The sequence below is a fragment of the Burkholderia sp. BCC0097 genome, from assembly GCF_902832985.1.
GTDB lineage: Bacteria > Pseudomonadota > Gammaproteobacteria > Burkholderiales > Burkholderiaceae > Burkholderia > Burkholderia orbicola.
This window is the reverse complement of record NZ_CADFDM010000001.1, coordinates 14,830-41,306: the sequence shown is the minus strand read 5'-3', so window position 1 is coordinate 41,306 and position 26,477 is coordinate 14,830. Positions and strand designations below refer to the sequence as shown.

The window sequence follows — 26,477 nt, the reverse complement described above, 5'->3', positions numbered from 1 at the left end:
GCCGATATTGGCTCGGGCTAAATCATGCGGCAGATGCAGGCCGCGCACGGCGCGGCCCGCCCGAAGGACATTAGGAGGAGTCATGCGAAGCGCCACCGCGCCCCGTTCGAAACTGCCCGACGTCGGGACGACGATCTTCACGGTGATCGGCCAACTGGCTGCCCAACACGACGCGCTGAACCTGTCGCAGGGCGCGCCGAATTTCGCGCCCGATCCGGCGCTCGTCGAAGGCGTCGCACGCGCGATGCGCGACGGTCACAACCAGTACGCGCCGATGGCCGGCGTGATCGCGCTGCGCGAGCGGCTCGCCGAGAAGACCGAGGCGCTGTACGGCGCGCGCTACGACCCGGCAACCGAGATCACGGTGATCGCGAGCGCGAGCGAAGGGCTCTACGCGGCGATCAGCGCGCTCGTGCATCCCGGCGACGAGGTGATCTATTTCGAGCCGTCGTTCGACAGCTATGCGCCGATCGTGCGGCTGCAGGGCGCGACGCCGGTCGCGATCAAGCTGTCGCCCGAGCATTTCCGCGTGAACTGGGACGAGGTGGCTGCGGCCATCACGCCGCGCACGCGGATGATCATCGTCAACACGCCGCACAACCCGACCGCGACGGTGTTCTCCGCCGACGACCTGGCGCGGCTCGCGCAGCTCACGCGCGACACCGGGATCGTGGTGCTGTCCGACGAAGTCTACGAGCACGTCGTGTTCGACGGCGCGCAGCACCAGAGCGTCGCGCGCCACCGCGAGCTGGCCGAGCGCAGCGTGATCGTGTCGTCGTTCGGCAAGTCATTCCACGTGACCGGCTGGCGCGTCGGCCATTGCCTCGCGCCGGCCGAGCTGATGGACGAGATCCGCAAGGTGCACCAATTCATGGTGTTCTCGGCCGATACACCGATGCAGATCGCGTTCGCGGAGATCCTCGCGCGGCCGGACAGCTATCTCGGCCTGTCGGCGTTCTACCAGGCCAAGCGCGACCTGCTCACGCGCGAGCTGGCCGATTCGCGTTTCGAGCTGCTGCCGAGCGAAGGCTCGTTCTTCATGCTCGCGCGCTTTCGCCACTTCTCGGACGAAAGCGACAGCGATTTCGTGCTGCGCCTGATCCGCGACGCGCGTGTCGCGACGATTCCGCTGTCGGCGTTCTATACCGACGGCACCGACGCCGGCGTGATCCGGCTCAGTTTTTCGAAGGACGACGCGACGCTGGTCGAAGGCGCGCGGCGGCTGCGTTCGCTGTAAGACAACCGGCGGCGGAGACGTCGCATCGACCAGACCCAGGAGATCACGATGAAACACACGGCTACCTTGAAACTCGCATTTGCACTCGCGTGCGCCATCGGCTCCGGCGCGGCGCTCGCCGATGCGCCGACGCTGCGCTTCGGCCTCGAAGCGCAATACCCGCCGTTCGAATCGAAGGCGCCGAACGGCGACCTGCAGGGCTTCGACATCGACGTCGGCAATGCCGTCTGCCAGACGGCGAAGCTGTCGTGCAAATGGGTCGAGACCTCGTTCGACGGGCTGATTCCGGCGCTGAAGGGCCGCAAGTTCGACGCGATCAACTCGGCGATGAACGCGACCGAGCAGCGTCGCCAGGCAATCGATTTCACGACGATCATCTATCGCGTGCCGACCCAACTGATCGCGCGCACCGGCAGCGGGTTGCTGCCGACGCCCGAATCGCTGAAGGGCAAGCGCGTGGGCGTGCTGCAGGCATCGATCCAGGAAACCTTCGCGAAGGCGCACTGGGAGCCGGCCGGCGTCGCGGTCGTCGCGTACCAGGACCAGAACCAGGCGTATGCGGATCTGGTCGCGGGCCGCCTCGACGCGACGCTCGTCCTCGCGCCGTCGGGCCAGCGCGGCTTCCTGTCGCGCCCGGACGGCAAGGGCTTCTCGTTCGTCGGCCAGCCGGTGCACGACGACAAGATCCTCGGCAGCGGCATCGCGTTCGGCCTGCGCAAGGGCGACGATGCGCTGAAGGCGAAGCTCGACGCGGCGATCGACAAGCTGAAGGCGGACGGCACGGTGAAGTCGCTCGGGCTGAAGTATTTCGGCGATATCGACATCTCGACGAAGTAAGCGGGGCCGCGCACGATGCCGACCTCGAACCGGACCGCCGCGGGCAGCGCACCGGACGGCAGGCCGCTCCCGGACGATGCCGTCGATGCCGTGCTCGCCGCCGAACTGGGCGACGCGCTCGTCACGCGCGCGGCCGATATCGATCCGCGTTACTTCACCGCGTACAACGAGCCGGCCGGCGTGCGGCCGCGCGCGCTGGTGCGCCCGCGCAGCATCGACGACGTGTCGCGCACGCTCGCGCTGTGCGCGCGGCTCGGCCAGCCGGTCGTGCCGCAAGGCGGACTGACGGGGCTCGCGCGCGGCGCGGTCGCGCTGGGCGGCGAGGTGGTGCTGTCGATGGAGCGCTTCGCGGGCGTCGAGGCGCTCGACGCGGCGGCCGGCACGATCACCGTGCGCGCGGGCACGCCGCTGCAGACCGTGCAGGAAGCCGCCGAAGCGGCGGGCTTCACGTTCGGCGTCGATCTCGGCGCGCGTGGCTCGTGCCAGATCGGCGGCATGCTCGCGACCAACGCGGGCGGCACGCGCGCGATCCGCTACGGGATGATGCGCGAGCAGGTGCTTGGGCTCGAGGCCGTGCTCGCGGACGGCACGGTCGTGTCGTCGATGAACCGGATGCTGAAGAACAACGCGGGCTACGACCTGAAGCAGCTGTTCATCGGCAGCGAGGGGACGCTCGGCGTCGTCACGCGCGCGGTGCTGCGGCTGCATCCGTTGCTCGCGGCGCCCGCCACGGCGCTCTGCCGCGTGCGCGACTACGACGCGGTGGTGGCGCTGTGGAATCGCCTGCGCACGCTGCCGGAAGTCGTCAGCTTCGAGGCGATGTGGCCGGCGTTCTACGACTACGTCGCGCGGCATACGCCGGGCGTCACGGCGCCGTTCATCGGCGACGGCGGTTTCGTGGTGCTGATCGAATGCGCGACGAGCGCGCCGGGCGGCGATGCGCACCAGGCGCTCGAAACGGGGCTGGCTGTGGGGCTCGAAGCGGGGCTCGTCGACGATGCGGTACTCGCGACCTCCGAGCGGCAGGCACGCGATTTGTGGACACTGCGCGAAGGCCTCGCGATCGATGCGCTGCCCCATCTCGTCAATTTCGACGTGAGTCTGCCGACGGGCGAACTCGGCGCGTTCGCCGAACGCTGCGAGGCGGCGTTGCGGGTGCGCTGGCCGGCGCTCACGTGCCTGTTTTTCGGCCATGTCGGCGACGGCAACGTGCATATCGGCGTGTCGCTGGCCGAGATGACCGACGCGGACGCCGATGCGCTCGATCACTGCGTGTATGCGGTGGTGCGCGACATGGGCGGCTCGGTGTCGGCCGAGCACGGGATCGGCGTGCTCAAGCGTCCGTATCTGGCGCATACGCGCAGCGGCGCGGAAATCGAGCTGATGCGGCGCCTGAAGGCCGCGCTGGACCCGCGCGGGATCCTGAATCCCGGCAAGGTGCTTTGATGCGGCCGACGGCCGCTGCCGCCGGGCATCGGCCGGCGCGGCGCGTCAGCCGTCCACCCAGCGCAGCGCGCCGATCTTCAGGTGTTCGACGACGCTGCGCGCCCAGTCGAGCTCCGCATTGAGCAGCACGAGCGCGTGTTCGTTCTGCAGCAGGAACAGGCGGGGCACCTGGTCGGCCTGCGCGGTGGCGCGCAGCGCTTCGAGCCGCTCGCGCTCGGCGTCGAGCCGTGCGATGCGCAGCTCGAGCTGGTGACGCGCATCTTCCGCATCGAGCAGCGGCAGGAACGCGAGGCCGGCGCCGAAGGCCGGAAATTCACGCGCGGGCTCCGCGAGCAGCGCATGCAGCCACGCCTGCCCCGCCGTGTGCCCGGCTTCCGTCAGCGCATACACCGTGCGCTCCGGAAACGCGCCGTCGCGTTCGGTGTCGTGCACGGCGATCAGCCCGTCGCGCAGCAGCCTGTCGATCGTCTGGTAGAGGCTCGTGCGCTGTCGCACGTTGACGACTTCGTCGTAGCCGCGGGCCTTCAGTTGCTGCAGCATCCCGTACGGATGCATCGGCGTTTCGGTGAGCGTCGCAAGGACGGCCAGCGCGAGCGGAGACGGGTGGCTCGTAGACATGAATAGTTAAAATATATCTAGTAATAATATAACTATTCTCGATCAGACTATCTTGTTTGGCAAGGGTTTCAGCCGAGGTGCGAGCGCTTCGCGGCCGGCGCGACGGTTTCCATCGTCGCAAGGCCATGCACGATTCCGCAATCCTCGACCGAATGCTCGCCGACGCACTGGCGGCGCAATTCGGTGAGTTGGTCGCGCAGATGCGTGAGTTCCGCGAGGCGCGCGTCGACGTGTCCGATGTGATCGTCGAGCAGCGAATTGATCGAATCGCAGCGGTCGGCCGGCGTGTCGGTGAGCCGCAGCAGCGCGCGGATTTCGTCGTGCGCCATGTCGAGCGCGCGGCAGTTGCGGATGAAGCGCAGCCGCTCGACGTGCACGTCGGTGTAGTTGCGGTAGTTTGAATCGGTGCGCTCCGCATCCGGCATCAGACCCTCTTTCTCGTAGAAACGGATCGTCTCGGGCGTGCAGCGGGCCGCTTTGGCCAGTTCGCCAATCTTCATGCCTTTCTCCCGTGTAAGGGTTGACCTTGTAGTGGCTTCAGGGTGTTAACTCTACACCGTCAAGCCACAAAGGAGGTTGTCATGACCGACGCCAAGCGTCCCCACGACCCGCGACACCGTCATGCCGGCGGCGCCGATGCGTGCTGCGCCGATGCGCGCGACACGCAGACGGCGACCATTGCCGACGCGGTGTCGGCGGCCGGCGAGCACGCGCACGGCCATGACCACGATCACGGCCATGGGCACGATCACGCCGCGCACGGCGATACGGGTCATGCCCACGATCACGGCCATGCGGGCAACGACCAGCATGTGCACGGCGCGACGTGTTCGCACGACCACGCCGCGCATGACCATGCCGGTCACGACCACGACCACGACCACGACCACACGGCCGGCGACTGCTGCGCGCCGGCCGCGTTGACGCTCGCGCCGCTGCCGGTCGCGCAGGCAACCGCGTCGGGCCACGTGCGCTCCGCGTTCCGCATCATGCAGATGGACTGTCCGACCGAGGAAACGCTGATCCGCAAGAAGCTCGGCGGGATGAGCGAAGTGTCGGCGCTCGAATTCAACCTGATGCAGCGGATGCTGACCGTCGAGCACGTGGCCGGCGCGCAGCCGGCGATCGAAAGCGCGATCCGCACGCTCGGGATGACGCCGGAAGCCGCCACGGTGGGCGCCCCGGCAGCGCGCGTCGCCGACGCGCCCGCGAAACCGTGGTGGCCGCTGGCGCTCGCCGGCGTCGCCGCGATCGCGTCGGAAGGCGCAACCTGGGCCGGGCTGCCGGTGTGGCTGTCGGCGGCGCTCGCGCTCGCCGCGGTGCTCGCGTGCGGGCTCACCACGTACAAGAAGGGCTGGATCGCGATCCGCAACGGCAACCTGAACATCAACGCGCTGATGAGCATCGCGGTGACGGGCGCGATGGCGATCGGCCAGTGGCCGGAAGCCGCGATGGTGATGGTGCTGTTCACGATCGCCGAGCTGATCGAGGCGAAGTCGCTCGATCGCGCGCGCAATGCGATCCAGGGGCTGATGCAGCTCGCGCCGGATACCGCGACCGTGCAGCAGGCCGACGGCGCGTGGCGCACGATCGAGGCCGCGCAGGTCGCGCTCGGCGCGGTCGTGCGCGTGAAGCCGGGCGAACGCATCGGGCTGGACGGCGAAGTCGTCGCGGGCCGCTCGACGGTCAACCAGGCGCCGATCACCGGCGAGAGCCTGCCCGTCGAAAAGGCGAGCGGCGACGCCGTGTACGCGGGCACGATCAACGAATCGGGTTCGTTCGACTACCGCGTGACGGCCGTCGCGGCCAATTCGACGCTCGCGCGGATCATCCACGCGGTCGAGGAAGCGCAGGGCGCGAAGGCGCCGACGCAGCGCTTCGTCGACCAGTTCGCGCGCGTCTACACGCCGATCGTGTTCGCGGTCGCGCTGCTGGTCGCGGTGGCGCCGCCGCTCGTGATGGGCGGCGCGTGGCACGACTGGATCTACCGCGCGCTCGTGCTGCTCGTGATCGCGTGCCCGTGCGCGCTGGTGATCTCGACGCCGGTGACGATCGTGTCGGGCCTCGCGGCCGCGGCGCGGCGCGGGATTCTCGTGAAGGGCGGCGTCTATCTGGAAGAAGGGCGCAAGCTTGCGTGGCTCGCGCTCGACAAGACCGGCACGATCACGCACGGCAAGCCGGTGCAGACCGACTTCGACGTGCATGCGGACGATGCCGACGCGGCGCGCGTGCGGCACCTCGGCGCGAGCCTCGCGGCGCGCTCCGATCACCCGGTGTCGCAGGCGATTGCCGCCGCGGCCCGCGACGCCGGCACGACGGCATTCGCGAACGTGCAGGACTTCGAAGCGATCGTCGGGCGCGGCGTGCGCGGCACGATCGACGGCACGCGCTACTGGCTCGGCAATCACCGCCTCGTCGAGGAACTCGAGCGCTGCTCGACGGCGCTCGAGGCGAAGCTCGACGCGCTGGAGCGGCAGGGCAAGAGCGTCGTCGTGCTGGTCGACGCCACGCGCGTGCTCGGCATCTTCGCGGTGGCCGACACGATCAAGGACACGAGCCGCGACGCGATCGCGGATCTGCATGCGCTCGGCATCCGCACCGCGATGCTGACGGGCGACAACCCGCATACCGCGCAGGCGATCGCCAGGCAGGCGGGCATCGACGACGCGCGCGGCAACCAGTTGCCGGAAGACAAGCTCGCGGCGGTCGAGGAACTGGCGGCGGGCGGCGCGGGCGCGGTCGGGATGGTCGGCGACGGGATCAACGATGCGCCGGCGCTCGCGCGCGCCGACATCGGCTTCGCGATGGGTGCGATGGGCACCGACACGGCGATCGAGACGGCCGACGTCGCGCTGATGGACGACGACCTGCGCAAGATTCCCGCATTCGTGCGGCTGTCGCGCGCGACGCACCGCGTGCTGGTGCAGAACATCGGCTTCGCGCTCGGCGTGAAGGTCGTGTTCCTCGGCCTCACGGTCGCGGGGCTCGGGACGATGTGGATGGCCGTCTTCGCCGACGCGGGCGCGAGCCTGATCGTCGTGGCCAACGGCTTGCGGCTGCTGTCGTCCTCCGGGGCGTTCGGCGGCGCACCGGCCAAGCGTTGAGGAGCGGACGATGAGCTTTCTGAGACGGATACTCGGCGGCCATGGCGGCGGCCACGGCGGCGGGCACGGCAATAGCGGAAACGGGGGCCATGGCGGCCACGGTGGCGGGCATCACGGCGGGTCGCGCCAGAGCGGCCACGATGCGCGCGGGCGCGATCGCCACGGCTGGGGCTGGCAGGCGCCGGCCGACGCCGGTGGCGGGCAAGGCGGCCAGCGCGGCAACGTGCCGCTGAGCCAGCTCGCGTGCGCGGGCTGCGGTGCGCTCAACGCAGCGGATGCACGCTTCTGCGCGCAGTGCGGCGCGGCGCAACGCGGCAAGGCGTGCAGTCGTTGCCATGCGGCGCTGGCGGCCGACGCGCGGTTCTGTCCCGGCTGCGGGACGCAGGCGGCTTGACGCTATCCGCGCGTTGGCGCTGGCCGCACATGCGCACGGGCCGGCACGCTCCATTCGACGGCCGGCGCACCGGCATGCCTGATGTCGTCCCGGGCATCCTCGCACCAGCAATATCGTCGCGGTCCGTCCAGATACACGGCTCCGCGGCACACCCGTCGCTCAGCGCAGCGGCAGATGAATTTCGGTGCGCAGGTCGGCCGGCGCCGTATCCATCGGCGTATTGAGGTATAGCTCGAACGGCGGCGCGTCGGCGGCTTCGCGGCCCGAGTGACGCAGCCAGTCGCCGTACAGCCACTGGTAGGCCGTCTTCAGGTCCGCATACGGCCCCGTATGCAGCAGCACCGCGTATTCGCCGGCTGCGATCGTCGCACGCTCGACCGGCGGCACGGGTGCGACGTCCGGCGCGCCGTCGGCCGGCATGAAGCACGCTTTCGCGCGCAACCGCGCTTCGGGCGTCGTGTCCGGATCGTCGTAGAAAATCCCGATCATCTTCGCGCCCGGGCCGATCAGCCCGTGTTGCCCGACCCACGCACCGATCCGCGCGAACGCGTCCCCCACCTTCATGTACGCGCCGGTGTGCGCCACCGCATAGCCGCGCAGTTCCGGCAGGCGCCGGATCTCGACCTCGTGCTTGAACATGTCTGCCTCTCCTCGCTGTAATGGATAAATCGGCCGGTGGATGCCGGTGCGCCGGTGCTGCGCGGGCAGCACGCCGTACGCGTCGCGAAACGCCCGCGCGAACGCGTGCGTCGAACCGTAGCCCGCGCGCCGCGCGATCTCGTCGAGCGGCCGCGTGGTGCAGACCAGATCCTCGGACGCCCGCACGATCCGCATGCGCCGCACCGTCAGCACGATCGACTCGCCGTACAGCGCGCGGTAGACGCGCTGCCAGTGATACGGCGACAGGCACGCGACTTCGGCGAGCCGGTTCAGGTCGAGCGGGCCGTCGAGATGCGCGCTGATGTACGCGTGGACCCGTGCCACGCTTGCCGCGTAGCGCACCCACGCGGGCGGGTCGGTTTTCGTTTCGGCTGGGGTCATCGGCGTGTCCGGGCTGGAACCGACGCCACGGTAGCACGGGCCGAATGGACAAATCTTGCGGAAATGCCGGACACCCGCCGATACGGCCCTTTTTGAGTTCAGCGAAATGGGGTCTTGCCCCTCCGGGATCTATGACTAAAGTTAAAGACGGTGAAATCGGGTGAACGCGTCATTTTTCTCGGGTAAGTTGCCCGGACGGAGCAGCACGCTTTTCGAATTACGCAGGTCGTTCGTCGATGTTCAATCGCCACACCACGTTTTCGGGAGAAGAAGAAATGGATGCTTCCAGCTTCATCACGTCGCTGCAGGCCACGCTAGGCGGATACCTGCCCAAGATCGCCGGCGCGATCGGCATCCTGGTGATCGGCTGGCTGATCGCCGTGGCCGTGCGGGCCGGTGCGCTCCGGCTGCTCAGCGCACTGAAGGTCGATCAGCGGATCACCGACAGCACGGGCCAGGGCGCGTGCGTCGAACGCATCATCGCCGGCGGCCTGTTCTGGCTCGTGCTGCTCGTCACCGCGGTGGGCATCTTCAATGTGCTCAACCTGTATGCGGTGTCCAATCCGTTCTCGCTGCTCGTCACGCACATCGTCAACTACCTGCCGAACCTGATCGGCGGCGCGGCGCTGACGCTGATCGCGTGGCTGATCGCGTCGCTGCTGCGCAGCCTCGCGAACCGCGCGCTGAAGGCGAGCAAGGTCGACGACAAGCTGTCCGAAAACGCCGGCATGCAGCCGATGAGCGGCTATCTCGGCGACGTGCTGTTCTGGCTCGTGATCCTGATGTTCCTGCCGGCGATCCTCGCGTCGTTCGCGCTGTCGGGCCTGCTCTCGCCGGTGCAGGGAATGGTCGACAAGCTGCTCGCGATCGTGCCGAACATTTTCGCGGCCGCGGTAATCGGCTTCGTCGGCTGGGTCGTCGCGCGCGTGCTGCGCGGCCTCGTGACGAACCTGCTGGTCGCCGCCGGCGCCGACCGCCTCACGCAAGGGATCGACAGCCCGACGCCCGTGCGCGTGTCGAGCCTGGTCGGCACCATCGTCTACGTGTTCGTGTTCGTGCCGACGCTGATCTCCGCGCTCGACGCGCTGAAGATCGACGCGATCTCGATTCCCGCGACCAACATGCTGAACCAGTTCCTCGGCGCGGTGCCGGACATCGTCGCGGCGATCGTGATCGTGCTGGTCACGTTCTACTTCGCGCGCTTCGTCGCGTCGCTCGCGCAGAAGCTGCTGGAAGCCGCCGGCGTCGACGGGCTGCCGGCCGTGCTCGGCGTCGAGCGCGTGTTCTCGGGCATCCTGCAGCCGTCGGTGCTGGTCGCGCGGCTGATCGTGTTCTTCGCGATGCTGTTCGCGTCGGTCGAAGCCGCGAACCGGCTCGGCTTCACGCAGGTGCGCGACGTCGTCACGCTGTTCATCGAATTCGGCGGCCACGTGCTGATGGGCGGCGTGATCCTCGTGATCGGCGTGTGGCTCGCGGGCCTCGCGCGCCGCGTGATCGAGCAGGCCGATCGCGAACACAGCGTGCTGTTCGCGCGGATCGCCCAGTTCGCGATCCTCGGCCTCGTGTTCGCGATGGGGTTGCGCGCGATGGGCATCGCGAACGAAATCGTCCAGCTCGCGTTCGGCCTCGTGCTCGGCGCGATCGCGGTGGCCGTTGCGCTGTCGTTCGGCCTCGGCGGCCGGGAAGCGGCAGGCAAGCTGCTCGACCGCTGGTTCAACCAGCGCGGCGGCGGCCAGTAAGGCCCGTCGGCACGGCCGATCCGGCCCGCACCGCGCGGGCCGGACCGGCGTGGCAACGGGCGCGGCGGGCGTTGCCGCGAACGGTACCGCAAGCGTTTCCGCAAGCGAAATGTCAGCCGCGATCTTTGCCGAATTTCGATAACACGTCGTTTAATGACTCTCTAGCATCGATTCTCAGTCGCGCGGGCCCGCAGGCCGGCGCCTTTGAGGAGAGTCCGATGAAAGCAGAGTCGAATGGCCGGCCCGCCGCCGGCGCCAAGTCCTCCGGCCAGCCCGCGCTGCAGCAGACGCTCGGGACCTGGCAACTGTGGGGCATCGCGGTCGGCCTCGTGATTTCCGGCGAATACTTCGGCTGGAGCTACGGCTGGGCGAGCGCGGGCACGCTGGGTTTCGTGATCACCGCGCTGTTCGTCGCGGCGATGTACACCACCTTCATCTTCAGTTTCACCGAGCTGACGACGTCGATCCCGCATGCGGGCGGCCCGTTCGCCTATGCACGCCGCGCATTCGGCCCGACCGGCGGCTATCTGGCCGGCGCCGCGACGCTGGTCGAGTTCGTGTTCGCGCCGCCCGCGATCGCGCTCGCGATCGGCGCGTACCTGCACGTGCAGTTTCCGGGGCTCGAACCGAAACACGCGGCGATGGGCGCGTATCTCGTGTTCATGGCGCTGAACATCGTCGGCGTGCAGATCGCGGCGACCTTCGAGCTCGTCGTCACGCTGCTCGCGATCTTCGAGCTGCTGGTGTTCATGGGCGTCGTGTCGCCGGGCTTCTCGTGGAGCAATTTCACGAAGGGCGGCTGGTCGGGCGCCGATCACTTCAGCGTGGGCGCGTTCCACGGGATGTTCGCGGCGATTCCGTTCGCGATCTGGTTCTTCCTCGCGATCGAAGGCGTCGCGATGGCCGCCGAGGAAGCGAAGAACCCGAAGCGCTCGATTCCGATCGCGTACGTGGCCGGCATCCTGACCCTCGTGGCGCTCGCGATCGGCGTGATGGTGTTCGCCGGCGGCGCGGGCGACTGGACCAAGCTCGCGAACATCAACGATCCGCTGCCGCAGGCGATGAAGTACATCGTCGGCGCGAACAGCGGCTGGATGCACATGCTCGTGTGGCTCGGGCTGTTCGGGCTCGTCGCGTCGTTCCACGGGATCATCCTCGGCTATTCGCGCCAGATCTTCGCGCTGGCCCGCGAAGGCTACCTGCCGGAGTGGCTCGGGAAGGTGCATCCGCGCTTCAAGACCCCGCATCGCGCGATCCTCGCGGGCGGCGTGGTCGGGATTGCCGCGATCTACAGCGACGAGCTGATCCAGTTCGGCGGCCAGACGCTCACCGCGAATATCGTGACGATGTCGGTGTTCGGTGCGATCGTGATGTATATCGTGAGCATGGCGGCGCTGTTCAAGCTGCGCCGCTCGCAGCCGAACCTGGAGCGGCCGTTCCGCGCGCCGCTGTACCCGATCTTCCCGGCATTCGCGATCCTGGCGGCGCTCGTCTGCCTCGGTACGATGGTGTATTTCAACGGGCTGGTCGCGCTGGTGTTCGTCGGCTTCCTCGCGGTCGGCTACGCGTACTTCCTCGCGACCCGTTCGCAGCGCGCGAGCGCGCCCGGCGACGCGCTGCTGGAGGAGTAAGCAGAGTGACGACGGTGAACGTGAAAGGCCGTTCCTGACGGCATCCGGCGCGCCCCGTCGAACGGGCGCGCCGTCGGCTTTTGAAGGAGATTCGAACGATGTCCTATACGGAGACGATCGGTCCGCGCACGTACCGCTTCGCGGACCTGAAGACGCTGCTCGCGAAGGCGAGCCCGCTGCGTTCCGGCGACCAGCTCGCCGGCGTCGCGGCGGCGAGCGAGGAGGAGCGCGTCGCCGCGAAGATCGCGCTCGCGGGCGTGCCGCTGAAGGCGTTCCTGAACGAAGCGGTGATCCCGTACGAAGACGACGAGGTCACGCGCCTCATCATCGACGATCACGATGCGCAGGCGTTCGCGGAAATCTCGCACCTCACCGTCGGCGATTTCCGCAACTGGCTGCTGTCGCCCGCGGCCGACGGCGCGGCGCTCGAACGGATCGCGCCGGGCCTCACGCCCGAGATGGTCGCGGCCGTGTCGAAGCTGATGCGCAACCAGGACCTGATCGCGGCCGCGCGGAAGCGCCGCGTGGTCACGCGCTTTCGCAACACGGTCGGGCTGCCCGGCCGGATGTCGGTGCGGCTGCAGCCGAACCACCCGACCGACGACGTGAAGGGCATCGCCGCGTCGATGCTCGACGGGCTGATGTACGGCTGCGGCGACGCGATGATCGGCATCAACCCGGCGACCGACAGCCTCGCGGCGATCGTGAAGCTGCTCGCGATGATCGACGGCTTCCGCGAGCGCTATGGCGTGCCGACCCAGTCGTGCGTGCTCACGCACGTGACCAACACGATCGCGGCGATCGAGAAGGGCGCGCCGGTCGACCTCGTGTTCCAGTCGATCGCGGGCACCGAGAAGGCCAATGCCAGCTTCGGGATCTCGCTCGCGCTGCTCGGCGAGGCGCGCGAGGCCGCGCTGGCGCTCAAGCGCGGCACGGTCGGCAACAACCTGATGTATTTCGAGACGGGGCAGGGCAGCGCGCTGTCGGCGAACGCGCATTTCGGCGTCGACCAGCAGACCTGCGAAGTGCGCGCGTATGCGGTCGCGCGCAAGTTCGAGCCGTTCCTCGTGAATACGGTGGTGGGCTTCATCGGGCCCGAATACCTGTACGACGGCAAGCAGATCATCCGCGCGGGGCTCGAGGATCACTTCTGCGGGAAGCTGCTCGGCGTGCCGATGGGCTGCGACATCTGCTACACGAACCACGCGGAAGCCGACCAGGACGACATGGACACGCTGCTGACGCTGCTGGGGGCGGCCGGCATCAACTTCATCATGGGAATTCCGGGTGCGGACGACGTGATGCTGAACTACCAGAGCACGTCGTTCCACGATCAGCTCTACGTGCGCGAGGTGCTCGGCCTGCGCCGCGCGCCCGAGTTCGAGGAATGGCTGGAGACGATGGAAATCGCCGATGCGCACGGCGCGCTGCGCGCGGCGACGGCACGCGTGCCGCTGCTCGCGGGCGCGAACGACTGGATGGGGGTGTCCGCATGAGCGACGCCGTCGAAAAGAACCCGTGGGCGCAGCTCAAGTCGTTCACGAACGCGCGGATTGCGCTCGGCCGCGCGGGCAACAGCCTGCCGACCGCGCCGCTGCTGGCCTTCAACCTGTCGCATGCGCAGGCGCGCGACGCGGTGCACCAGCCGCTCGACGCGGATGCGCTGCGGCGCGAGATCGAGGCGGCCGGCCTGCTGCCGACGCTGCGCGTGCAGAGCGCCGCGCCCGACCGCGACCATTACCTGCGCCGGCCCGATCTCGGCCGCAAGCTGTCGGACGACAGCCGCGGGCTGCTGGCCGGCTACGGGGCGGCGCTCGACGACGCGCCCGATGTCGTGTTCGTGGTCGGCGACGGGCTGTCGGCGTTCGCGGCCGCGAAGCAGGCGCTGCCGCTGTTGCAGGCCGTGCGGCCGCGGCTCGACGCGGACGGCTGGCGGATCGGCCCGGTGGTGGTCGCGACGCAGGCGCGCGTCGCGCTCGGCGACGAGATCGGCGAGCTGCTGCGCGCGAAGGTGGTCGCGATGCTGATCGGCGAACGGCCGGGGCTCAGTTCGCCGGACAGCCTCGGCGTATACCTGACGTGGGCGCCGAAGGTCGGCTGTCACGACGCGCTGCGCAACTGCATCTCGAACGTGCGGCCGGAAGGGCTGCCGCACGCGGCCGCCGCGCACAAGCTGCATTACCTGATGACGCATGCGCGCCGGCTCCAGTTGACGGGCGTCGGGCTGAAGGACGACAGCGACGCGCTGCTGCCGGCGGCGGAGGCGGAGCGGATCGGGGCGACGTGACGGTGGGACTGGACCGAGCCAGGAGGAGATCGGAAGGGAGGCGAGAATCAGTCGTAGGAGATCGGGAGCAGGTATCAGACGGACAAGCTTCGACCCAGTGAACCTATTCGCGCTAATGACGCGCCGCGGGTTTGGAGCTCATGCGCGTGTTGCCTCCCTGGGACTAAATTCCTGACCAAGTTTCGACATAGGGCCGAGTCGACTAGGTAGAAGGTTTTGATACGTGATCTCCACGTTAAATTCGGTGCAAATTTTTAGCTGCTCGGCTAGCTGCGGGCGTTGGGCGCCAGGAATGTAGAGATGAATTACTTTGCGTCGATCCGGGTAGTAATTTGAGTATGCAAGGACTTGCCCGAGCGCATGCTTCCACTTGACGAAGCTTTTTACCTCTATGACCGCAGTAGGAAGTAGCAGATCGACGTAGCCGACCAGGGTATGGACTTCGGCTTGCCCGGCCGGATTTCGCACGGATAAGACGTCTCGTACGGCGCATTCGAGCCCGCGATCTCGCGGGACATATTTGAGGTATCGCTCGGCAATCTCTGGTGTAGCGAAGTAGTAACCATGCTTATGGCGCACTTTGCTATTCAACCCCGCGTTACGAAGTTGACTGAAGTGTTGAATGAGCTGATCACCAATTCGAATTTCTTGTTTTCCCTGAGAGAGAAATTCGAACACACCACCTAGCCCTAGCTGGCGGCCGGTGTATAGCCATCGAGATGGATGAATTGTCAGAAGACCTTCCCGGGCTTTTTGCTCGTGTATGGCATACAGATCGATCATGTCCACAACGCTAATTCTTCTCGCTTTCTGATTCCGTAGTCCCAGTTGCTTACCAACTGACTACCTGAACAGCCGCTCGCACAGGAAATCGACGAACACGCGCAGCTTCGGCGACAACTGCCGGCTCGACGGCCACACGATCGAGAACTGCCCCGGCGCGATCCGGTAGTCGTCGAGCACGGTGACGAGCGCGCCGTGTTCGAGCGCGTCGCGCGCGAGGAAGTCGGGCATGTAGCCGATGCCGAGCCCCGCGAGCACGGCGCCGCGCAGCGCTTCCATGTTGTTGCAGGTCATCGCGGTGCGCAGCGTGAGCGGCTTGCCGTCGTCGGCCGCGAGCGCCCAGTCCTGCAGCTTGCCGGTGGTCGGGAAACAGTAGCGCACGCAGTCGTGCGCTTCGAGCTCGCGCGGCGTGCGCGGCGTGCCGGCCTGCGCGAGATACGCGGGCGTCGCGCACAGCACGAACGCGAACGGGCCGAGCCGCCGCGACATCAGGCTCGAATCGGACAGCGGGCCGCTGCGGATCACCGCGTCGAAGCCGCCTTCGACGACGTCGACCATCCGGTCGTTGAAATCGAGATCGAGCTCGACGTCCGGATAGCGCTGCCGGAATTCGGGCAGCACCGGCAGCAGGAAGCGGTAGCCGATTACCGGCAGGCTCACGCGCAGCTTGCCGCGCGGGCGCTGCGCGGACGCCGTCACGGTCGCCTCCGCGTCGCGGAAATCCTCGAGGATGCGCTGGCAGCGCTCGTAGAAATGCCGCCCCTCGTCGGTGAGCGTCACGCGTCGCGTCGTGCGGTTGAACAGCCGCACGCCGAGCGACTGTTCCAGTTTCGCGATCGTCTTGCCGACCGCCGACGCCGAGATGCCGAGCGCGCGGCCGGCCGCGACGAAGCTCAGCGCTTCGGCGGTGCGGACGAACGCGACGATGCCGGTGAGGTTTTCCATCTTTCCATCGAATCGAAGGACGTGCGGTGACGCACGCGGGGAGGTGTATTGCAGAATTTTAGTCCGTTATATGCGGAGCTTCGCGTAGTTTTTCGCGGATTGAATCCGATTTATCGTCTGTCGCTCTGATGGCGCATCCGCGCCGGCTTTTTCGAGGAGCGATGATGGATCACCCTGTTTCAGCCGCCCCGGCCCACGTGGCCCACGCGGCGCGCCGGCGCGCATGGGTGCTGGCCGCCGTCTGCATGGCCGCCGTCGCGCTGCCGCTGTCGTTTTCGGGCGGCGCGGTCGCGACGCCGGCGATCGGCCGCGACCTGCACGGCAGCCCGGTCGCGATGAACTGGATCACCAACGCGTTCATGCTCGCGTTCGGCAGCTTCCTGATGGCGTCGGGCGCGCTCGCCGACCAGTTCGGCCGCAAGCGCCTGTTCGCGATCGGTGTCGGCGGCTTCACGCTGATGTCGATTGCGCTCGCGTTCGCGCCGTCGATGCTCGCCGTTGATTTGCTGCGCGCCGCGCAAGGGCTCGCGGCGGCCGCGGCGCTGGCCGGCGGCACGGCCGCGCTCGCGCAGGAATTCGACGGCGCGGCGCGCACGCGTGCGTTCAGCCTGCTCGGCACGACGTTCGGCATCGGGCTCGCGTTCGGGCCCGTGATCGCCGGCGGGCTGATCGGGCATTACGGCTGGCGCGCGATCTTCGTGACGAGCGCGGTGGCCGGCGTGCTGTCGCTCGCGTTCGGGCTGCCGCGCATGCACGAGTCGCGCGATCCGCACGCGACCGGGCTCGACTGGCCCGGCACGGCCGCGTTCACGGCCGCGCTGACGCTGTTCACGTTCGGCGTGATCGAGGCGCCCGCGCGTGGCTGGTCGAGCCCGCTCGTGATCGCGCTGCTGGCCGGCGCGGCGCTCGGCGCGTGCGCATTCGTGACGATCGAGACGCGCGTCGCGCGGCCGATGCTCGACCTGTCGCTGTTTCGCATCGCGCGCTTCGTCGGCGTGCAGGTGCTGCCTGTGTCGACCTGTTGCTGCTACATCGTGCTGCTCGTCGTGCTGCCGCTGCGCTTCATCGGCATCGACGGCTTCAGCGAGATCGACGCCGGCTGGCTGATGCTCGCGATCTCCGCGCCGATGCTGGTCGTGCCGCTCGTCGCGGCGACGCTCACGCGCTGGCTGTCGGCCGGCGTGATTTCCGGGCTCGGGCTGCTGGTCGCGGCGGCGGGGCTCGTGTGGCTCGGCATCGCGCTGCGCGGCGGCGCGGGGCCGGCGGCGATCGCGCCGATGCTCGCGATCGGCGTCGGCGCCGGCATGCCGTGGGGACTGATGGACGGGCTGTCGGTGAGCGTCGTGCCGAAAGAGCGCGCGGGGATGGCCACGGGCATTTTCAGTACGACGCGCGTCGCCGGCGAGGGGATTGCGCTGGCGATCGTCGGCGCGGTGCTGGCCGCGCTCGCGCAAACGGGGCTCGCGCACGCGGCCGGTGCCGCGGCCACGCCCGACGCAACGCTGCGTGCGGCCGCGCGGCTCGCGACCGGCGATCTCGCAGGTGCGGCTGCCGCGTTGCCGGGCGTCGGTCGTGCGGCATTGCTGGCGAGCTACACGCATGCGTTCGACCGGCTGCTGATCGGGCTGGCCGTCGTCACGGTGCTGTGCGCGGTGGTGGTGTTCGGGTTTCTCGGCGGGCGGCCGGCGGCCGACGAAACGGGCGACGAGGCGGATGACCACGCGCAGGCCGATGCGTCGGCGGCGCGCAGTCGAGGTGAGCCGGCGTGTGTGGAGACGCAAGGGCGTTGAGCGTTGCACCGTGGCGCGCGGGTGTTTCGATGTTTCGATGTTTCGGTGCTCGGTGCTCGGTGCCCGGTGCCCGGTGCCCGGTGCCCGGTGCTCAGTGCTCAGTGCTCAGTGCTCAGTGCTCAGTGCTCAGTGCTTCGATGTTTCGGTTCTTGGTTCCCGGTTCTCGGGTGCTTCGGTGTTTTGGTCAATGCAGCGGCCGTGCCCAACTCGTCTGCTCGCCGCCGCGCATCACGCCAGCACGAGCGGCGGCAGCGTCGCATCCGCTCGCGCCTCCGCACGTTCCACCTCGATCACCAGATAGCGCAGCGCATCCGGCCACAGATGCGCGCGCCCTTGCGCATCGTCGTCGAGCGTCGCGCGACCCTGCACGAGCCAGGTCGTCTGCCGCACGAAATCGACGAACAGCAGCGCGATGGCCGGGTTCACGAGCAGGTTGCCGATCGTGTTGAGCAGGTGGTTGCCCGCGAAGTCGGGCAGCACCAGCGTGCGGCGGTCCGGGATGTCGACGAGCGGCGTGAACGAGCCGTCGGCGCGCGGCTGACGGCCGCGGTACGAACAGTCGGCGTTGCCGGCCGCGTCGGCAGTCGCGACGATCAGGAAAGCCTGTTCGCGGATGAATGCGATGGCGTCGTCGGTCAGGGGGCCGCGATCGTTCATGGTGTCGGTCGGCGCGTGCGCCGTGGCGTGTGGATCGCTGATCCGCACGCAAGCGACATGCCACGCAGCACGGCGCGCGTGCGCGGGCCGCACACCGCCGCGCACTGTGGAAATTCCGAACACCGGCCCCGTCGCTGCGCAATCGCGGTGTTCAGAATCGGTACACCCGCCGTGTTGCGCGCATGAACACCGCACGGTGCGAGCGCGCGCCGGCCGCGCTCGACGTGCGCTCGTTCCCTCCCGTTCCGTTTGGCACGCATGTTGCGTAAACGGGACCAGCGCATTCCAACCGGCGCTGTACTCACACAAGCACGATGAACAGGAGACATGTATGAACCCGTTTGACCTGAAACAACTGGGCCTCGACGTCGAATACCCGTACCGTCAGCAATACGACAACTACATCGGCGGCAAGTGGGTTCCGCCGGTGAAGGGCGAGTATTTCGAGAACGTGTCGCCGATCAACGGCCAGCCGTTCTGCCGCATCCCGCGCTCCGGCGCCGACGACATCGAGCTGGCGCTCGACGCCGCGCATGCCGTGCGCCGCCAGTGGGGCAAGACGTCGGTTGCCGAGCGCGCGAACCTGCTGCTCGCCGCCGCCGACCGGATGGAAAAGAACCTGAAGCTGCTGGCCGTGGCCGAGACGATCGACAACGGCAAGCCGCTGCGCGAGACGATGGCGGCCGACCTGCCGCTCGCGATCGACCACTTCCGCTACTTCGCGGGCTGCATCCGCGCGCAGGAAGGCGGCATCTCCGAAATCGACGACAACACCGTCGCGTACCACTTCCACGAGCCGCTCGGCGTGGTCGGCCAGATCATCCCGTGGAACTTCCCGCTGCTGATGGCCGCGTGGAAGCTCGCGCCGGCGCTCGCGGCCGGCTGCTGCGTGGTGATGAAGCCGGCCGAGCAGACGCCCGCGTCGGTGCTCGTGCTGATGGAGCTGATCGGCGACCTGTTCCCGGCCGGCACGATCAACATCGTGAACGGCTTCGGCAAGGAAGCGGGCGAAGCGCTCGCGACCAGCAAGCGGATCGCGAAGATCGCGTTCACGGGCTCGACGCCGGTCGGCAAGCACATCCTGCGTGCGGCGGCCGACAGCCTGATCCCGTCGACGGTCGAACTGGGCGGCAAGAGCCCGAACATCTTCTTCGCCGACGTGCTCGATCAGGACGACGCGTTCCTCGACAAGGCGCTCGAAGGGCTCGCGATGTTCGCGCTGAACCAGGGCGAAGTGTGCACGTGCCCGTCGCGCATCCTGATCCAGGAATCGATCTACGAACGCTTCATCGAGAAGGCCGTCGCGCGCGTCGAGCGCATCAAGTCCGGCCACCCGCTCGACCTGCAGACGATGATCGGCGCGCAGGCGTCGCAGCAGCAGCTCGACAAGATCCTGTCGTACATCGACATCGGCCGCGGCGAAGGCGCGCAATGCCTGACGGGCGGCGAGCGCGCGGCGCCGGCCGCCGACCTCGGCACGGGCTACTACGTGAAGCCGACGATGCTGCTCGGCAACAACAAGATGCGCGTGTTCCAGGAGGAAATCTTCGGGCCGGTCGCGTCGGTGATGACGTTCAAGGACGAGCAGGAAGCGATCGAACTCGCGAACGACACGTTCTACGGGCTCGGCGCCGGCGTATGGACGCGCAACGGCACGCGTGCGTACCGGATGGGCCGCGAGGTCGAGGCCGGCCGCGTGTGGACCAACTGCTACCACCTGTACCCCGCGCATGCGGCGTTCGGCGGCTACAAGCAGTCGGGCATCGGCCGCGAGACGCACAAGATGGCGCTGTCGAACTATCAGCAGACGAAGTGCCTGCTGGTCAGCTACCAGGCCGAGGCGCTCGGGTTCTTCTGATCGCCGAAGCCGTGGCGACGTGCCGGGGCCGGTTGGGGCCGGCACGTCGCCCGGTTCGATTTCCTTGTTTCGATAGTCGGCGCCGGTTGCGCTTCGTTGCGCGGCCGGCGCCGGCGACGCTGCCGGCCGTCGCGCATGCGCGGCGGCGCGGTGCGCCGATGCGTGCGACGACGACAACCAGCATGGCAGAACCGCCCCGATCCTTTCCCCCCCACCCGGTCTTCCATCCGGGCGAACTCGACGCGCAACACCGCTTCGGCGTCGCCGACGAAGCCGAGCGGATGAGCGACGCCGTCACGACGCGGCTGAGCCTCGGCGTACGGCAGTTCGTCGAATCGCAACCGTTCATGTTCGTCGGCGCGGCATGCGGCGGCGGTGCCTCGATGACCTGCGACATCGTGCAGAGCCGGCGCGACGCGAACGGCGATCTGCTGCCGGTGGTGCGCGTGATCGATACGAAGACACTGCGGTTCGCGCTGCCCGCCGCGCATGACGGCGGCGGTGGGCGGATCGACGCGGCCGCCTGCGACGGCAGCGGGGTCGGATTGCTGTTCGTCGATTTCGTGCGCGGCCTGCGCTACCGGATCAACGGTCGCGCTACGCTGCGCGCCGATCTGCCGGAAGCGGACGCGGCGCCGTGGGCGGCCGGCAGCGCGATCGTCGAGCTGACGATCGTGCAGGCATACGGCAATTGCGGGACGCGGGTGGTGCGGCTGAAGCCGGCCCGGTAGCCGGCATCCGGGCCCGGGCGGCGGCGCGCATGCGCGGTCGCCGCGCGGATCGCACCGGCGGCGTGCGCGGCATGCCGCCTTCGGGTGCGCCCGCATGGCGCGCATTGGCCGGACAGCGTGCAATGGCGGGCTGCTCGCCGGGCCATGAGGTTCGGCACGGGACTTGCGTGATGAATACGCACGGTTCCGCGCAGGTGAGGGAGGACACGATGAATCAACATGTGGCGTGTACGGAGGAGCCGACCGCCGAAGATACGCGGCGCAGCGCGCAGGGCGACGACGCGTTCGCCGGGCAGGCCGTCGTCAGCGTCGCGCACGATGCGGACGAGCAGGCGCGCAACCTGATCGGCTGGCGGCAGACCTACGACCAGCTCGCGGCCGGCCGCTTCGTCGGCACGCTGACCGAGCTGCCGCTCGACACGATGAAGCTGTTTCGCGAATCGACCAGCCATCTGCTGCGCCAGGCGTGCGAGGTGCGCGGCGATGCGTACTGGTTCGGCATCCCGCTCGTGTGCGACGGCTCGGCGCGCGTCGATGCGTGCCGCATCGGCCCCGGCGCGCTCGCGTTCCGGCCCGGCAACGTCGAATTCGAACTCGTGACGCCCGCCCAGTTCTCGATCTACGGCGTCGTCGTGCGCGGCGACGTGCTGCGCCGCTATGCGGAGGAAGTCGAACGGCGCGCGCTCGACGAACGGCTGTTCACGCAGCGCGTGATGCAGGTCGGCGAGGCGCGGCTCGCGCGCCTGTGCGCGCTGCTCGGGCGCCGGCTCGACGGCGCGGTGGCGATGGCCGGCCCGCTGCCCGATGCGCAGCGCGACGACCTGCAGGCCGAAGTGCTGGCCGCGCTGTTCGATGCGTGCGCGCAACCGGCCGACGACGGCGGCGGCGCCGCGCCGTCGACGCGGCGCTGGATCGTCGACCAGGCGCGCGATTACGTGCTCGCGCACCGCACGCGCCCGGTCGGCGTGCCCGAGCTGTGCGAGCAATTGCACGTGAGCCGGCGCACGCTGCAGTACTGCTTCCAGGACGTGCTCGGGATGGCGCCCGCGACCTACCTGCGCACGCTGCGGCTGAACGGGGCGCGGCGCGACCTGTGCGGGCGCGCGGCCGGTTCGGTGCAGGACGTCGCGGAGGCGTGGGGCTTCTGGCATCTGAGCCAGTTCGCGACCGATTACCGGCGCCTGTTCGGCAAGCGGCCGTCGGAGACGCTGCGCGATCGCGCGTGAGGGGCTTGGCGGGATAAGCCGGGCGGGTGGCGCGGCGTTTCGGCAATGCTGGCGCCGGGGCGCGCTGCTGACGGTTCGACCCTTTCGCTCGCCGTCGCGCCGGTTTCGCCCAAGTGGCTAGGCGAGCTTGGCGGGGGCAGTCGGGCCGCCGAAGGGGCCCCCGCGCGGTGCTCATGCCGTGCGCGTACGGCTGCCGGTTCGGTCGTTCCGCTCACCGCTGCGCCGGCTTCGCTCAGATTGCCGGTGCAGCCACGTCGCGCGGTGGGGGCCACGCGAGCGCGTCCCAGTCGATGGCACGGTAAGCGGCTTCGACCGCCGCCAGATCATCCGGCCGCTCGCTGCGATGCAGCCCGTGCAATTCGGCCGGCACGTCGAGCGCGACCGGCACGCAATGTGGATAGTCGCGCACGCGCAGCGCCGGCCCGATCGTCGTGAAGCACGCGAGCGTCGGCACGTCGAAACCGTCGGCGAGATGCAGGGCCGCCGTGTCGGGCGAGAACAGCACGCTCGCGCCCTTGATCCACGCGATGAAGCGCGCGGTGTCGGTCGCGTCGCGGCTCATATCCACGTAGGCGGGATGTGCGATCGGACCGAACCCCACCACCGGCAGCCCGTAACGCTGCGCGAGCCGTTCCACGAACGCGACCCGCAATGCGGGCGGCACGCTGCGCACCGCGGTGCTCGCATTCGGGCAGAACAGCACGTACGGTCGCTGCCATTCAGCCGGCAGTGCGGGCAGCGGCAGCCGCGCGAGCCAGCGATTGCGCTTCGCGGCGGCCGGCACGGCGGCCGGATCGACGCCCAGCGCGTCGAGGAAGAAATCGATCATCGGCAGCCGCGCGAACGCGGGCCAGTACAGGTGATTGCCGACGTCGATGCAGTGCGCATCGGCGGGCAGCGCGTTGGCGAGGCACGGCAGCGCGCGCGACGGCGCGACGACATCGGCCGCGAGCGCATACAGCGCGTCGACATAGCGCGGCGCGCGCGCCGGCCGGTACAGCGTGAAGCGCAGGCCCGCATGGGCCGCTCGCAGCGCGGCGAGGGCCGTCAGCCCGATCACCGAATCGCCGAGCGTGACCCCCATTCCGTTGATCACGTGTACGTGCCGCGCCGCACTGTAATCGAGCCGGAACGGCCGGTGCGCGGCATGCAGCAGGCCGAACGCGGGCGCGGCCGACACGTAGCCTTCGGCGCGCACGTCGCTCTGCTCGACGTCGTACGGCGCGACGAGCGTGCCGTCGGGCGCGAGCAGCGTGCCGGGGTACGCCAGCGCATCGTCGTGCGACAGCGCGGAGACGGGCGGTGCGGTGCGCAGGTCCACCGTCGTCATGCGCCGCGCGCGCGGCGGCCCTGCTCGCGGATCTGTTCGAGCGTCGCGGCCGGCGTGCTGGCGTCCTGCGGGATGCGGATCTCGATCACCGCCGGAAGCCCGCAGGTCAGTGCGCGGTCGAGCGCGGGTGCGAAATCGGCGGTGCGCTCGACCGTCTCGCCATGCGCGCCGAACGCACGCGCATACGCGGCGAAATCGGGATTCGTGAGCCCCGTGCCGTGCACGCGGCCCGGGTAGTTGCGCTCCTGATGCATGCGGATCGTGCCGAAATGGCCGTTGTTGACGACGATCGCGACGATGTTCAGCCCGTATTGCATCGCGGTCGCGAGCTCGTTGCCGGCCATCATGAAGCAGCCATCGCCCGCGAGCGCGACGACGGTGCGCTGCGGATACAGCGACTTCGCGGCGAGCGCGGCCGGCAGTCCGTAGCCCATCGCGCCGCTCGTCGGCGCAAGCTGTGAACGGAAGTGCCGGTACGCGAAGTGGCGATGCAGCCAGATCGCGTAGTTGCCCGCGCCGTTGGTCAGGATCGCGTCGTGCGGCAGGCGCTCGCGCAACTGCACCATCACGTCGCCGAGCTGCACGTCGCCGGGCATCGGCAGCGGTGCATGCCATTCGCGGTACGCGCGGTGCGCGTCGGCGGCCGCGCCGGCCCATGCGGGGCGCTCGGGCGGTTCGAGCGCGGCCAGCGGCGCGGCGATCTCGGGCATGCCCGACACGATCGGCAGGTCGGCGGCGTACACGCGGCCGAGTTCGTCCGCGCCCTGATGCACGTGGATCAGCGTCTGGCGCGTTTTCGGGATGTCGAGCAGCGTGTAGCCGCCGGTCGTCGCTTCGCCGAGGCGCGGCCCGATCACGAGCAGCAGGTCGGCGTCGCGGATGCGTTTCGCGAGCGCGGGGTTGATCCCGAGCCCGACGTCGCCCGCGTAGTTCGGGTGCGCGTTGTCGATCGTGTCCTGGAAGCGGAACGCGCACGCGACCGGCAATTGCCAGCGTTCGACGAAGGTGCGCAGGTTCGCGCAGGCGTCCGGCGTCCAGCCGCTGCCGCCGACGATCGCGAACGGCCGTTCCGCGCGCGCGAGCCGCTCGCGCAGCTCGTCGATCTGCGCGGGCGACGGCGCGGCCGCGATGCGTTTCGCGGCCGGCACGACGGGCTGCGGCGCGCACGCGTCGGACAGCACGTCCTCCGGCAGCGCGAGCACGACCGGGCCGGGTCGGCCGGACGTCGCGACGTGGAACGCATGGCTCAGGTATTCGGGGATGCGGCGCGGATCGTCGATCTGCGCGACCCATTTGGCCATCTGGCCGAACATCCGGCGGTAGTCGATTTCCTGGAAGGCTTCGCGGTCGAGGTGTTCGCGTGCGCACTGGCCGACGAACAGGATCATCGGCGTCGAATCCTGGAACGCGGTGTGCACGCCGATCGACGCATGGGTCGCGCCGGGCCCGCGCGTGACGAATGCGATGCCGGGGCGGCCGGTCAGCTTGCCGACCGCTTCGGCCATGTTCGCGGCGGCCGCCTCGTGGCGGCAGACGACCGTCTGGATGCGGGCGGTGTCGTCCGCCAGCGCATCGAGCACGGCGAGGAAGCTCTCGCCCGGCACGCAGAACACGCGTTCGACGTGATTGGCGAGCAACGCATCGACGAGCAGTCGCGCACCGGTGGTGGCGCGCGGCTCGAGATCCTTGGAATGCGACATGGGCTGCCGTCTCCCTGGGTAGCGGGACGTACAGCTTACGCCGGTTGGCCGGCCGCTGAAAAGTGTCGGAACGCTGGGCGGTTCGGGGATTGCGTGCTGGCTTCGATTGGCCATCCGGCCAGCTTGTGCCCGCTTGCGTGACGGCGGAAAGTGGGCGCTACGGATGGCGGGCTGACGTTTGTCTCGATCCGAAAGCGGGCATCCCAAATAACAATAAATCGGGATATCACTTAATAGTAAAATTTCAGCGAATGCGTGGAGAAAAGGGGGCGAGAATCGCCATGACGACCGAAACGATTGATCAAAAGACGCTGACGGAGCTGGTCGAAGCCGGCGCGGTCCGTGCGGCCCGCGTGGTCGGTTGCGGCAACGGCTGGGCGCTGTCGGCCCGTTGCGGCGCGCACGAGCGCTTCCTGTCGGCCAAGCGCGGCGACGTGCGGGTGTTTCGCCGTTTTGAAACGCTGGTCGGCTTTCTGCGCGACATCGGCATCAACCGGTTCGATGTGGATGCGTCGGCATTCGACCCGGACGCGGCCGGCCGGGCGACCCGGCCCGATCGCGCGGTGGCGTTGAAGGCGGCACACGAGGCAGCGGCGCACGATCGCTGGTTTCGCGAGCAGGTGCAGCAGGCGCTGGACGACCCGCGTGCATCGATTCCGGACGCCGAAGTCAGCGCCAACTTCGCGTCGCGCCGTGCGGCGTTGCGTGAGCGGCTTGCAGGCAAGCGCGGGGATGCTTCTTGACCCTCGCGTTGCACTGGAATCCGAAGGCGTACGAGGATCGCGCCGCGATCATGGAATACATCGCCGAGGACGACCCGCTGGCCGCGCTCGAACTCGACGAACTGCTGGAAGAAAGGGCGGCGGCGCTACCGGCCCATGCCGAGTTGTATCGGCAAGGGCGGGTGGCCGGCACGCGTGAGCTGGCGGTCGCGCCGAACTATGTGCTTGTGTACCGCCTCCGGCCGGCCGAGGGCATCGTGGAGATTCTCCGCGTGCTGCATGCGCGGCGGCAGTGGCCGTGATGCGATATTTGCGCCGGCTGATTCACCGGGTGTGGCGGGCCAAGTCCGGGACGGAAAAGACTGCCGGGGCCGCGTGTGTTTTCGAATTGATGCCGGGTG

Annotated in this window: 23 protein-coding genes; 15 read left to right on the top strand and 8 right to left on the bottom strand. The window is 68.8% G+C overall.

The genetic code is table 11. The annotated features are described in order from the left end of the window. Nucleotides 1-82: 82 nt before the first annotated feature. From HWX07_RS00175 to HWX07_RS00165, 3 genes are read left to right on the top strand one after another with little or no spacing between them, the layout of a single operon-like run. The gene (locus HWX07_RS00175) at nucleotides 83-1,237 is read left to right on the top strand and encodes a pyridoxal phosphate-dependent aminotransferase (protein WP_012327613.1); all 1,155 of its coding nucleotides are present in this window, start codon (nucleotides 83-85) and stop codon (nucleotides 1,235-1,237) included. Between the two features lie 48 nt (nucleotides 1,238-1,285). Then, nucleotides 1,286-2,074, top strand: a complete 789-nt coding sequence (locus HWX07_RS00170; protein ID WP_006477297.1) for an ABC transporter substrate-binding protein — start codon at nucleotides 1,286-1,288, stop codon at nucleotides 2,072-2,074. Nucleotides 2,075-2,089: 15 nt separating this feature from the next. Further along, nucleotides 2,090-3,520 carry an FAD-binding oxidoreductase gene (locus tag HWX07_RS00165; RefSeq protein ID WP_175874706.1) on the top strand — a complete coding sequence of 477 codons (1,431 nt, stop codon included), beginning with the start codon at nucleotides 2,090-2,092 and terminating at the stop codon, nucleotides 3,518-3,520. Between the two features lie 45 nt (nucleotides 3,521-3,565). Here the strand turns inward: HWX07_RS00165 and HWX07_RS00160 are convergent, their stop codons facing one another. Beyond that, a complete protein-coding gene (locus HWX07_RS00160) occupies nucleotides 3,566-4,138 on the bottom strand; it encodes a PadR family transcriptional regulator (RefSeq protein WP_175874705.1) in 573 nt (190 codons plus the stop codon). Between the two features lie 68 nt (nucleotides 4,139-4,206). Next, complete coding sequence (cadR, locus tag HWX07_RS00155; RefSeq protein ID WP_006477300.1) at nucleotides 4,207-4,638, bottom strand: Cd(II)/Pb(II)-responsive transcriptional regulator; 432 nt, start codon at nucleotides 4,636-4,638, stop codon at nucleotides 4,207-4,209. Between the two features lie 81 nt (nucleotides 4,639-4,719). Here cadR and HWX07_RS00150 point away from each other — a divergent pair, with 81 nt between their 5' ends. After that, nucleotides 4,720-7,242: a heavy metal translocating P-type ATPase gene (locus tag HWX07_RS00150; protein ID WP_175874704.1), complete on the top strand. Its 2,523-nt coding sequence runs from the start codon at nucleotides 4,720-4,722 to the stop codon at nucleotides 7,240-7,242. Between the two features lie 10 nt (nucleotides 7,243-7,252). Then, entirely contained in the window at nucleotides 7,253-7,636 is a 384-nt protein-coding gene (locus HWX07_RS00145) for a zinc ribbon domain-containing protein (RefSeq protein WP_175874703.1), read from the top strand. 159 nt (nucleotides 7,637-7,795) lie between these two features. Here HWX07_RS00145 and HWX07_RS00140 read toward each other — a convergent pair whose 3' ends face one another. Beyond that, entirely contained in the window at nucleotides 7,796-8,677 is an 882-nt protein-coding gene (locus tag HWX07_RS00140) for an AraC family transcriptional regulator (protein WP_034174292.1), read from the bottom strand. Between the two features lie 275 nt (nucleotides 8,678-8,952). On the opposite strand from HWX07_RS00140, the gene HWX07_RS00135 reads away from it, so the two are divergent. The 4 genes from HWX07_RS00135 to eutC all read left to right on the top strand — a co-directional run bounded on the left by HWX07_RS00135 (nucleotide 8,953) and on the right by eutC (nucleotide 14,334). Further along, on the top strand, nucleotides 8,953-10,416 hold the full coding sequence (locus HWX07_RS00135; RefSeq protein ID WP_034174293.1) for a mechanosensitive ion channel: 1,464 nt from the start codon (nucleotides 8,953-8,955) through the stop codon (nucleotides 10,414-10,416). Between the two features lie 218 nt (nucleotides 10,417-10,634). Continuing rightward, nucleotides 10,635-12,047, top strand: coding sequence for an ethanolamine permease (gene eat, locus HWX07_RS00130; protein ID WP_077220366.1), 1,413 nt, complete (start codon nucleotides 10,635-10,637; stop codon nucleotides 12,045-12,047). Between the two features lie 98 nt (nucleotides 12,048-12,145). After that, on the top strand, nucleotides 12,146-13,543 hold the full coding sequence (locus tag HWX07_RS00125; RefSeq protein WP_006477307.1) for an ethanolamine ammonia-lyase subunit EutB: 1,398 nt from the start codon (nucleotides 12,146-12,148) through the stop codon (nucleotides 13,541-13,543). After that, complete coding sequence (gene eutC, locus HWX07_RS00120; protein ID WP_175874702.1) at nucleotides 13,540-14,334, top strand: ethanolamine ammonia-lyase subunit EutC; 795 nt, start codon at nucleotides 13,540-13,542, stop codon at nucleotides 14,332-14,334. The genes HWX07_RS00125 and eutC overlap by 4 nt, the downstream gene beginning before the upstream one ends. A gap of 138 nt (nucleotides 14,335-14,472) precedes the next feature. On the opposite strand, the gene HWX07_RS00115 is transcribed toward eutC, so the two are convergent. Together HWX07_RS00115 and HWX07_RS00110 are read right to left on the bottom strand one after the other, a co-directional pair. Further along, nucleotides 14,473-15,117 (bottom strand): hypothetical protein, encoded by a 645-nt coding sequence (locus tag HWX07_RS00115; RefSeq protein ID WP_175874701.1) that lies wholly within the window; start codon nucleotides 15,115-15,117, stop codon nucleotides 14,473-14,475. Nucleotides 15,118-15,177: 60 nt separating this feature from the next. Beyond that, a complete protein-coding gene (locus HWX07_RS00110; RefSeq protein ID WP_023477992.1) occupies nucleotides 15,178-16,062 on the bottom strand; it encodes a LysR family transcriptional regulator in 885 nt (294 codons plus the stop codon). 164 nt (nucleotides 16,063-16,226) lie between these two features. Between HWX07_RS00110 and HWX07_RS00105 the strand changes: the two genes are divergently transcribed. After that, a complete protein-coding gene (locus tag HWX07_RS00105) occupies nucleotides 16,227-17,852 on the top strand; it encodes an MFS transporter (RefSeq protein WP_175874700.1) in 1,626 nt (541 codons plus the stop codon). Between the two features lie 228 nt (nucleotides 17,853-18,080). Here the strand turns inward: HWX07_RS00105 and HWX07_RS00100 are convergent, their stop codons facing one another. Continuing rightward, complete coding sequence (locus HWX07_RS00100) at nucleotides 18,081-18,602, bottom strand: pyridoxamine 5'-phosphate oxidase family protein (protein WP_244129925.1); 522 nt, start codon at nucleotides 18,600-18,602, stop codon at nucleotides 18,081-18,083. A gap of 238 nt (nucleotides 18,603-18,840) precedes the next feature. Between HWX07_RS00100 and HWX07_RS00095 the strand changes: the two genes are divergently transcribed. The 3 genes from HWX07_RS00095 to HWX07_RS00085 all read left to right on the top strand — a co-directional run bounded on the left by HWX07_RS00095 (nucleotide 18,841) and on the right by HWX07_RS00085 (nucleotide 22,324). Beyond that, on the top strand, nucleotides 18,841-20,367 hold the full coding sequence (locus HWX07_RS00095) for an aldehyde dehydrogenase family protein (RefSeq protein ID WP_011694006.1): 1,527 nt from the start codon (nucleotides 18,841-18,843) through the stop codon (nucleotides 20,365-20,367). Between the two features lie 182 nt (nucleotides 20,368-20,549). After that, on the top strand, nucleotides 20,550-21,098 hold the full coding sequence (locus HWX07_RS00090) for a hypothetical protein (protein ID WP_175874698.1): 549 nt from the start codon (nucleotides 20,550-20,552) through the stop codon (nucleotides 21,096-21,098). A 209-nt stretch (nucleotides 21,099-21,307) separates the two neighbouring features. After that, nucleotides 21,308-22,324 (top strand): helix-turn-helix domain-containing protein, encoded by a 1,017-nt coding sequence (locus tag HWX07_RS00085; RefSeq protein WP_175874697.1) that lies wholly within the window; start codon nucleotides 21,308-21,310, stop codon nucleotides 22,322-22,324. A gap of 232 nt (nucleotides 22,325-22,556) precedes the next feature. Here the strand turns inward: HWX07_RS00085 and HWX07_RS00080 are convergent, their stop codons facing one another. Together HWX07_RS00080 and HWX07_RS00075 are read right to left on the bottom strand one after the other, a co-directional pair. Continuing rightward, nucleotides 22,557-23,654, bottom strand: coding sequence for an ADP-heptose--LPS heptosyltransferase (locus HWX07_RS00080; RefSeq protein ID WP_175874696.1), 1,098 nt, complete (start codon nucleotides 23,652-23,654; stop codon nucleotides 22,557-22,559). Further along, the gene (locus HWX07_RS00075; RefSeq protein WP_175874695.1) at nucleotides 23,651-25,354 is read right to left on the bottom strand and encodes a thiamine pyrophosphate-binding protein; all 1,704 of its coding nucleotides are present in this window, start codon (nucleotides 25,352-25,354) and stop codon (nucleotides 23,651-23,653) included. Before HWX07_RS00075 ends, HWX07_RS00080 begins: the two co-directional genes overlap by 4 nt. A gap of 281 nt (nucleotides 25,355-25,635) precedes the next feature. Here HWX07_RS00075 and HWX07_RS00070 point away from each other — a divergent pair, with 281 nt between their 5' ends. Further along, complete coding sequence (locus HWX07_RS00070; protein WP_175875457.1) at nucleotides 25,636-26,097, top strand: hypothetical protein; 462 nt, start codon at nucleotides 25,636-25,638, stop codon at nucleotides 26,095-26,097. Next, nucleotides 26,094-26,378 (top strand): type II toxin-antitoxin system RelE/ParE family toxin, encoded by a 285-nt coding sequence (locus tag HWX07_RS00065; protein ID WP_175874694.1) that lies wholly within the window; start codon nucleotides 26,094-26,096, stop codon nucleotides 26,376-26,378. The genes HWX07_RS00070 and HWX07_RS00065 overlap by 4 nt, the downstream gene beginning before the upstream one ends. The last annotated feature ends 99 nt before the right edge of the window (nucleotides 26,379-26,477 follow it).

Bases quoted from the DNA above. Each gene is read 5' to 3' on its own strand.
- HWX07_RS00135 (WP_034174293.1), top strand. From the start codon at position 8,953: ATGGATGCTTCCAGCTTCATCACGTCGCTGCAGGCCACGCTAGGCGGA.
- cadR (WP_006477300.1), bottom strand. From the start codon at position 4,638: ATGAAGATTGGCGAACTGGCCAAAGCGGCCCGCTGCACGCCCGAGACG.
- HWX07_RS00175 (WP_012327613.1), top strand. From the start codon at position 83: ATGCGAAGCGCCACCGCGCCCCGTTCGAAACTGCCCGACGTCGGGACG.
- HWX07_RS00115 (WP_175874701.1), bottom strand. From the start codon at position 15,117: ATGATCGATCTGTATGCCATACACGAGCAAAAAGCCCGGGAAGGTCTT.
- HWX07_RS00085 (WP_175874697.1), top strand. From the start codon at position 21,308: ATGAATCAACATGTGGCGTGTACGGAGGAGCCGACCGCCGAAGATACG.
- HWX07_RS00125 (WP_006477307.1), top strand. From the start codon at position 12,146: ATGTCCTATACGGAGACGATCGGTCCGCGCACGTACCGCTTCGCGGAC.
- eat (WP_077220366.1), top strand. From the start codon at position 10,635: ATGAAAGCAGAGTCGAATGGCCGGCCCGCCGCCGGCGCCAAGTCCTCC.
- HWX07_RS00170 (WP_006477297.1), top strand. From the start codon at position 1,286: ATGAAACACACGGCTACCTTGAAACTCGCATTTGCACTCGCGTGCGCC.
- HWX07_RS00075 (WP_175874695.1), bottom strand. From the start codon at position 25,354: ATGTCGCATTCCAAGGATCTCGAGCCGCGCGCCACCACCGGTGCGCGA.
- HWX07_RS00095 (WP_011694006.1), top strand. From the start codon at position 18,841: ATGAACCCGTTTGACCTGAAACAACTGGGCCTCGACGTCGAATACCCG.
- HWX07_RS00140 (WP_034174292.1), bottom strand. From the start codon at position 8,677: ATGACCCCAGCCGAAACGAAAACCGACCCGCCCGCGTGGGTGCGCTAC.
- HWX07_RS00165 (WP_175874706.1), top strand. From the start codon at position 2,090: ATGCCGACCTCGAACCGGACCGCCGCGGGCAGCGCACCGGACGGCAGG.
- HWX07_RS00090 (WP_175874698.1), top strand. From the start codon at position 20,550: ATGGCAGAACCGCCCCGATCCTTTCCCCCCCACCCGGTCTTCCATCCG.
- HWX07_RS00080 (WP_175874696.1), bottom strand. From the start codon at position 23,654: ATGACGACGGTGGACCTGCGCACCGCACCGCCCGTCTCCGCGCTGTCG.
- HWX07_RS00110 (WP_023477992.1), bottom strand. From the start codon at position 16,062: ATGGAAAACCTCACCGGCATCGTCGCGTTCGTCCGCACCGCCGAAGCG.
- eutC (WP_175874702.1), top strand. From the start codon at position 13,540: ATGAGCGACGCCGTCGAAAAGAACCCGTGGGCGCAGCTCAAGTCGTTC.
- HWX07_RS00150 (WP_175874704.1), top strand. From the start codon at position 4,720: ATGACCGACGCCAAGCGTCCCCACGACCCGCGACACCGTCATGCCGGC.
- HWX07_RS00070 (WP_175875457.1), top strand. From the start codon at position 25,636: ATGACGACCGAAACGATTGATCAAAAGACGCTGACGGAGCTGGTCGAA.
- HWX07_RS00145 (WP_175874703.1), top strand. From the start codon at position 7,253: ATGAGCTTTCTGAGACGGATACTCGGCGGCCATGGCGGCGGCCACGGC.
- HWX07_RS00160 (WP_175874705.1), bottom strand. From the start codon at position 4,138: ATGTCTACGAGCCACCCGTCTCCGCTCGCGCTGGCCGTCCTTGCGACG.
- HWX07_RS00105 (WP_175874700.1), top strand. From the start codon at position 16,227: ATGGATCACCCTGTTTCAGCCGCCCCGGCCCACGTGGCCCACGCGGCG.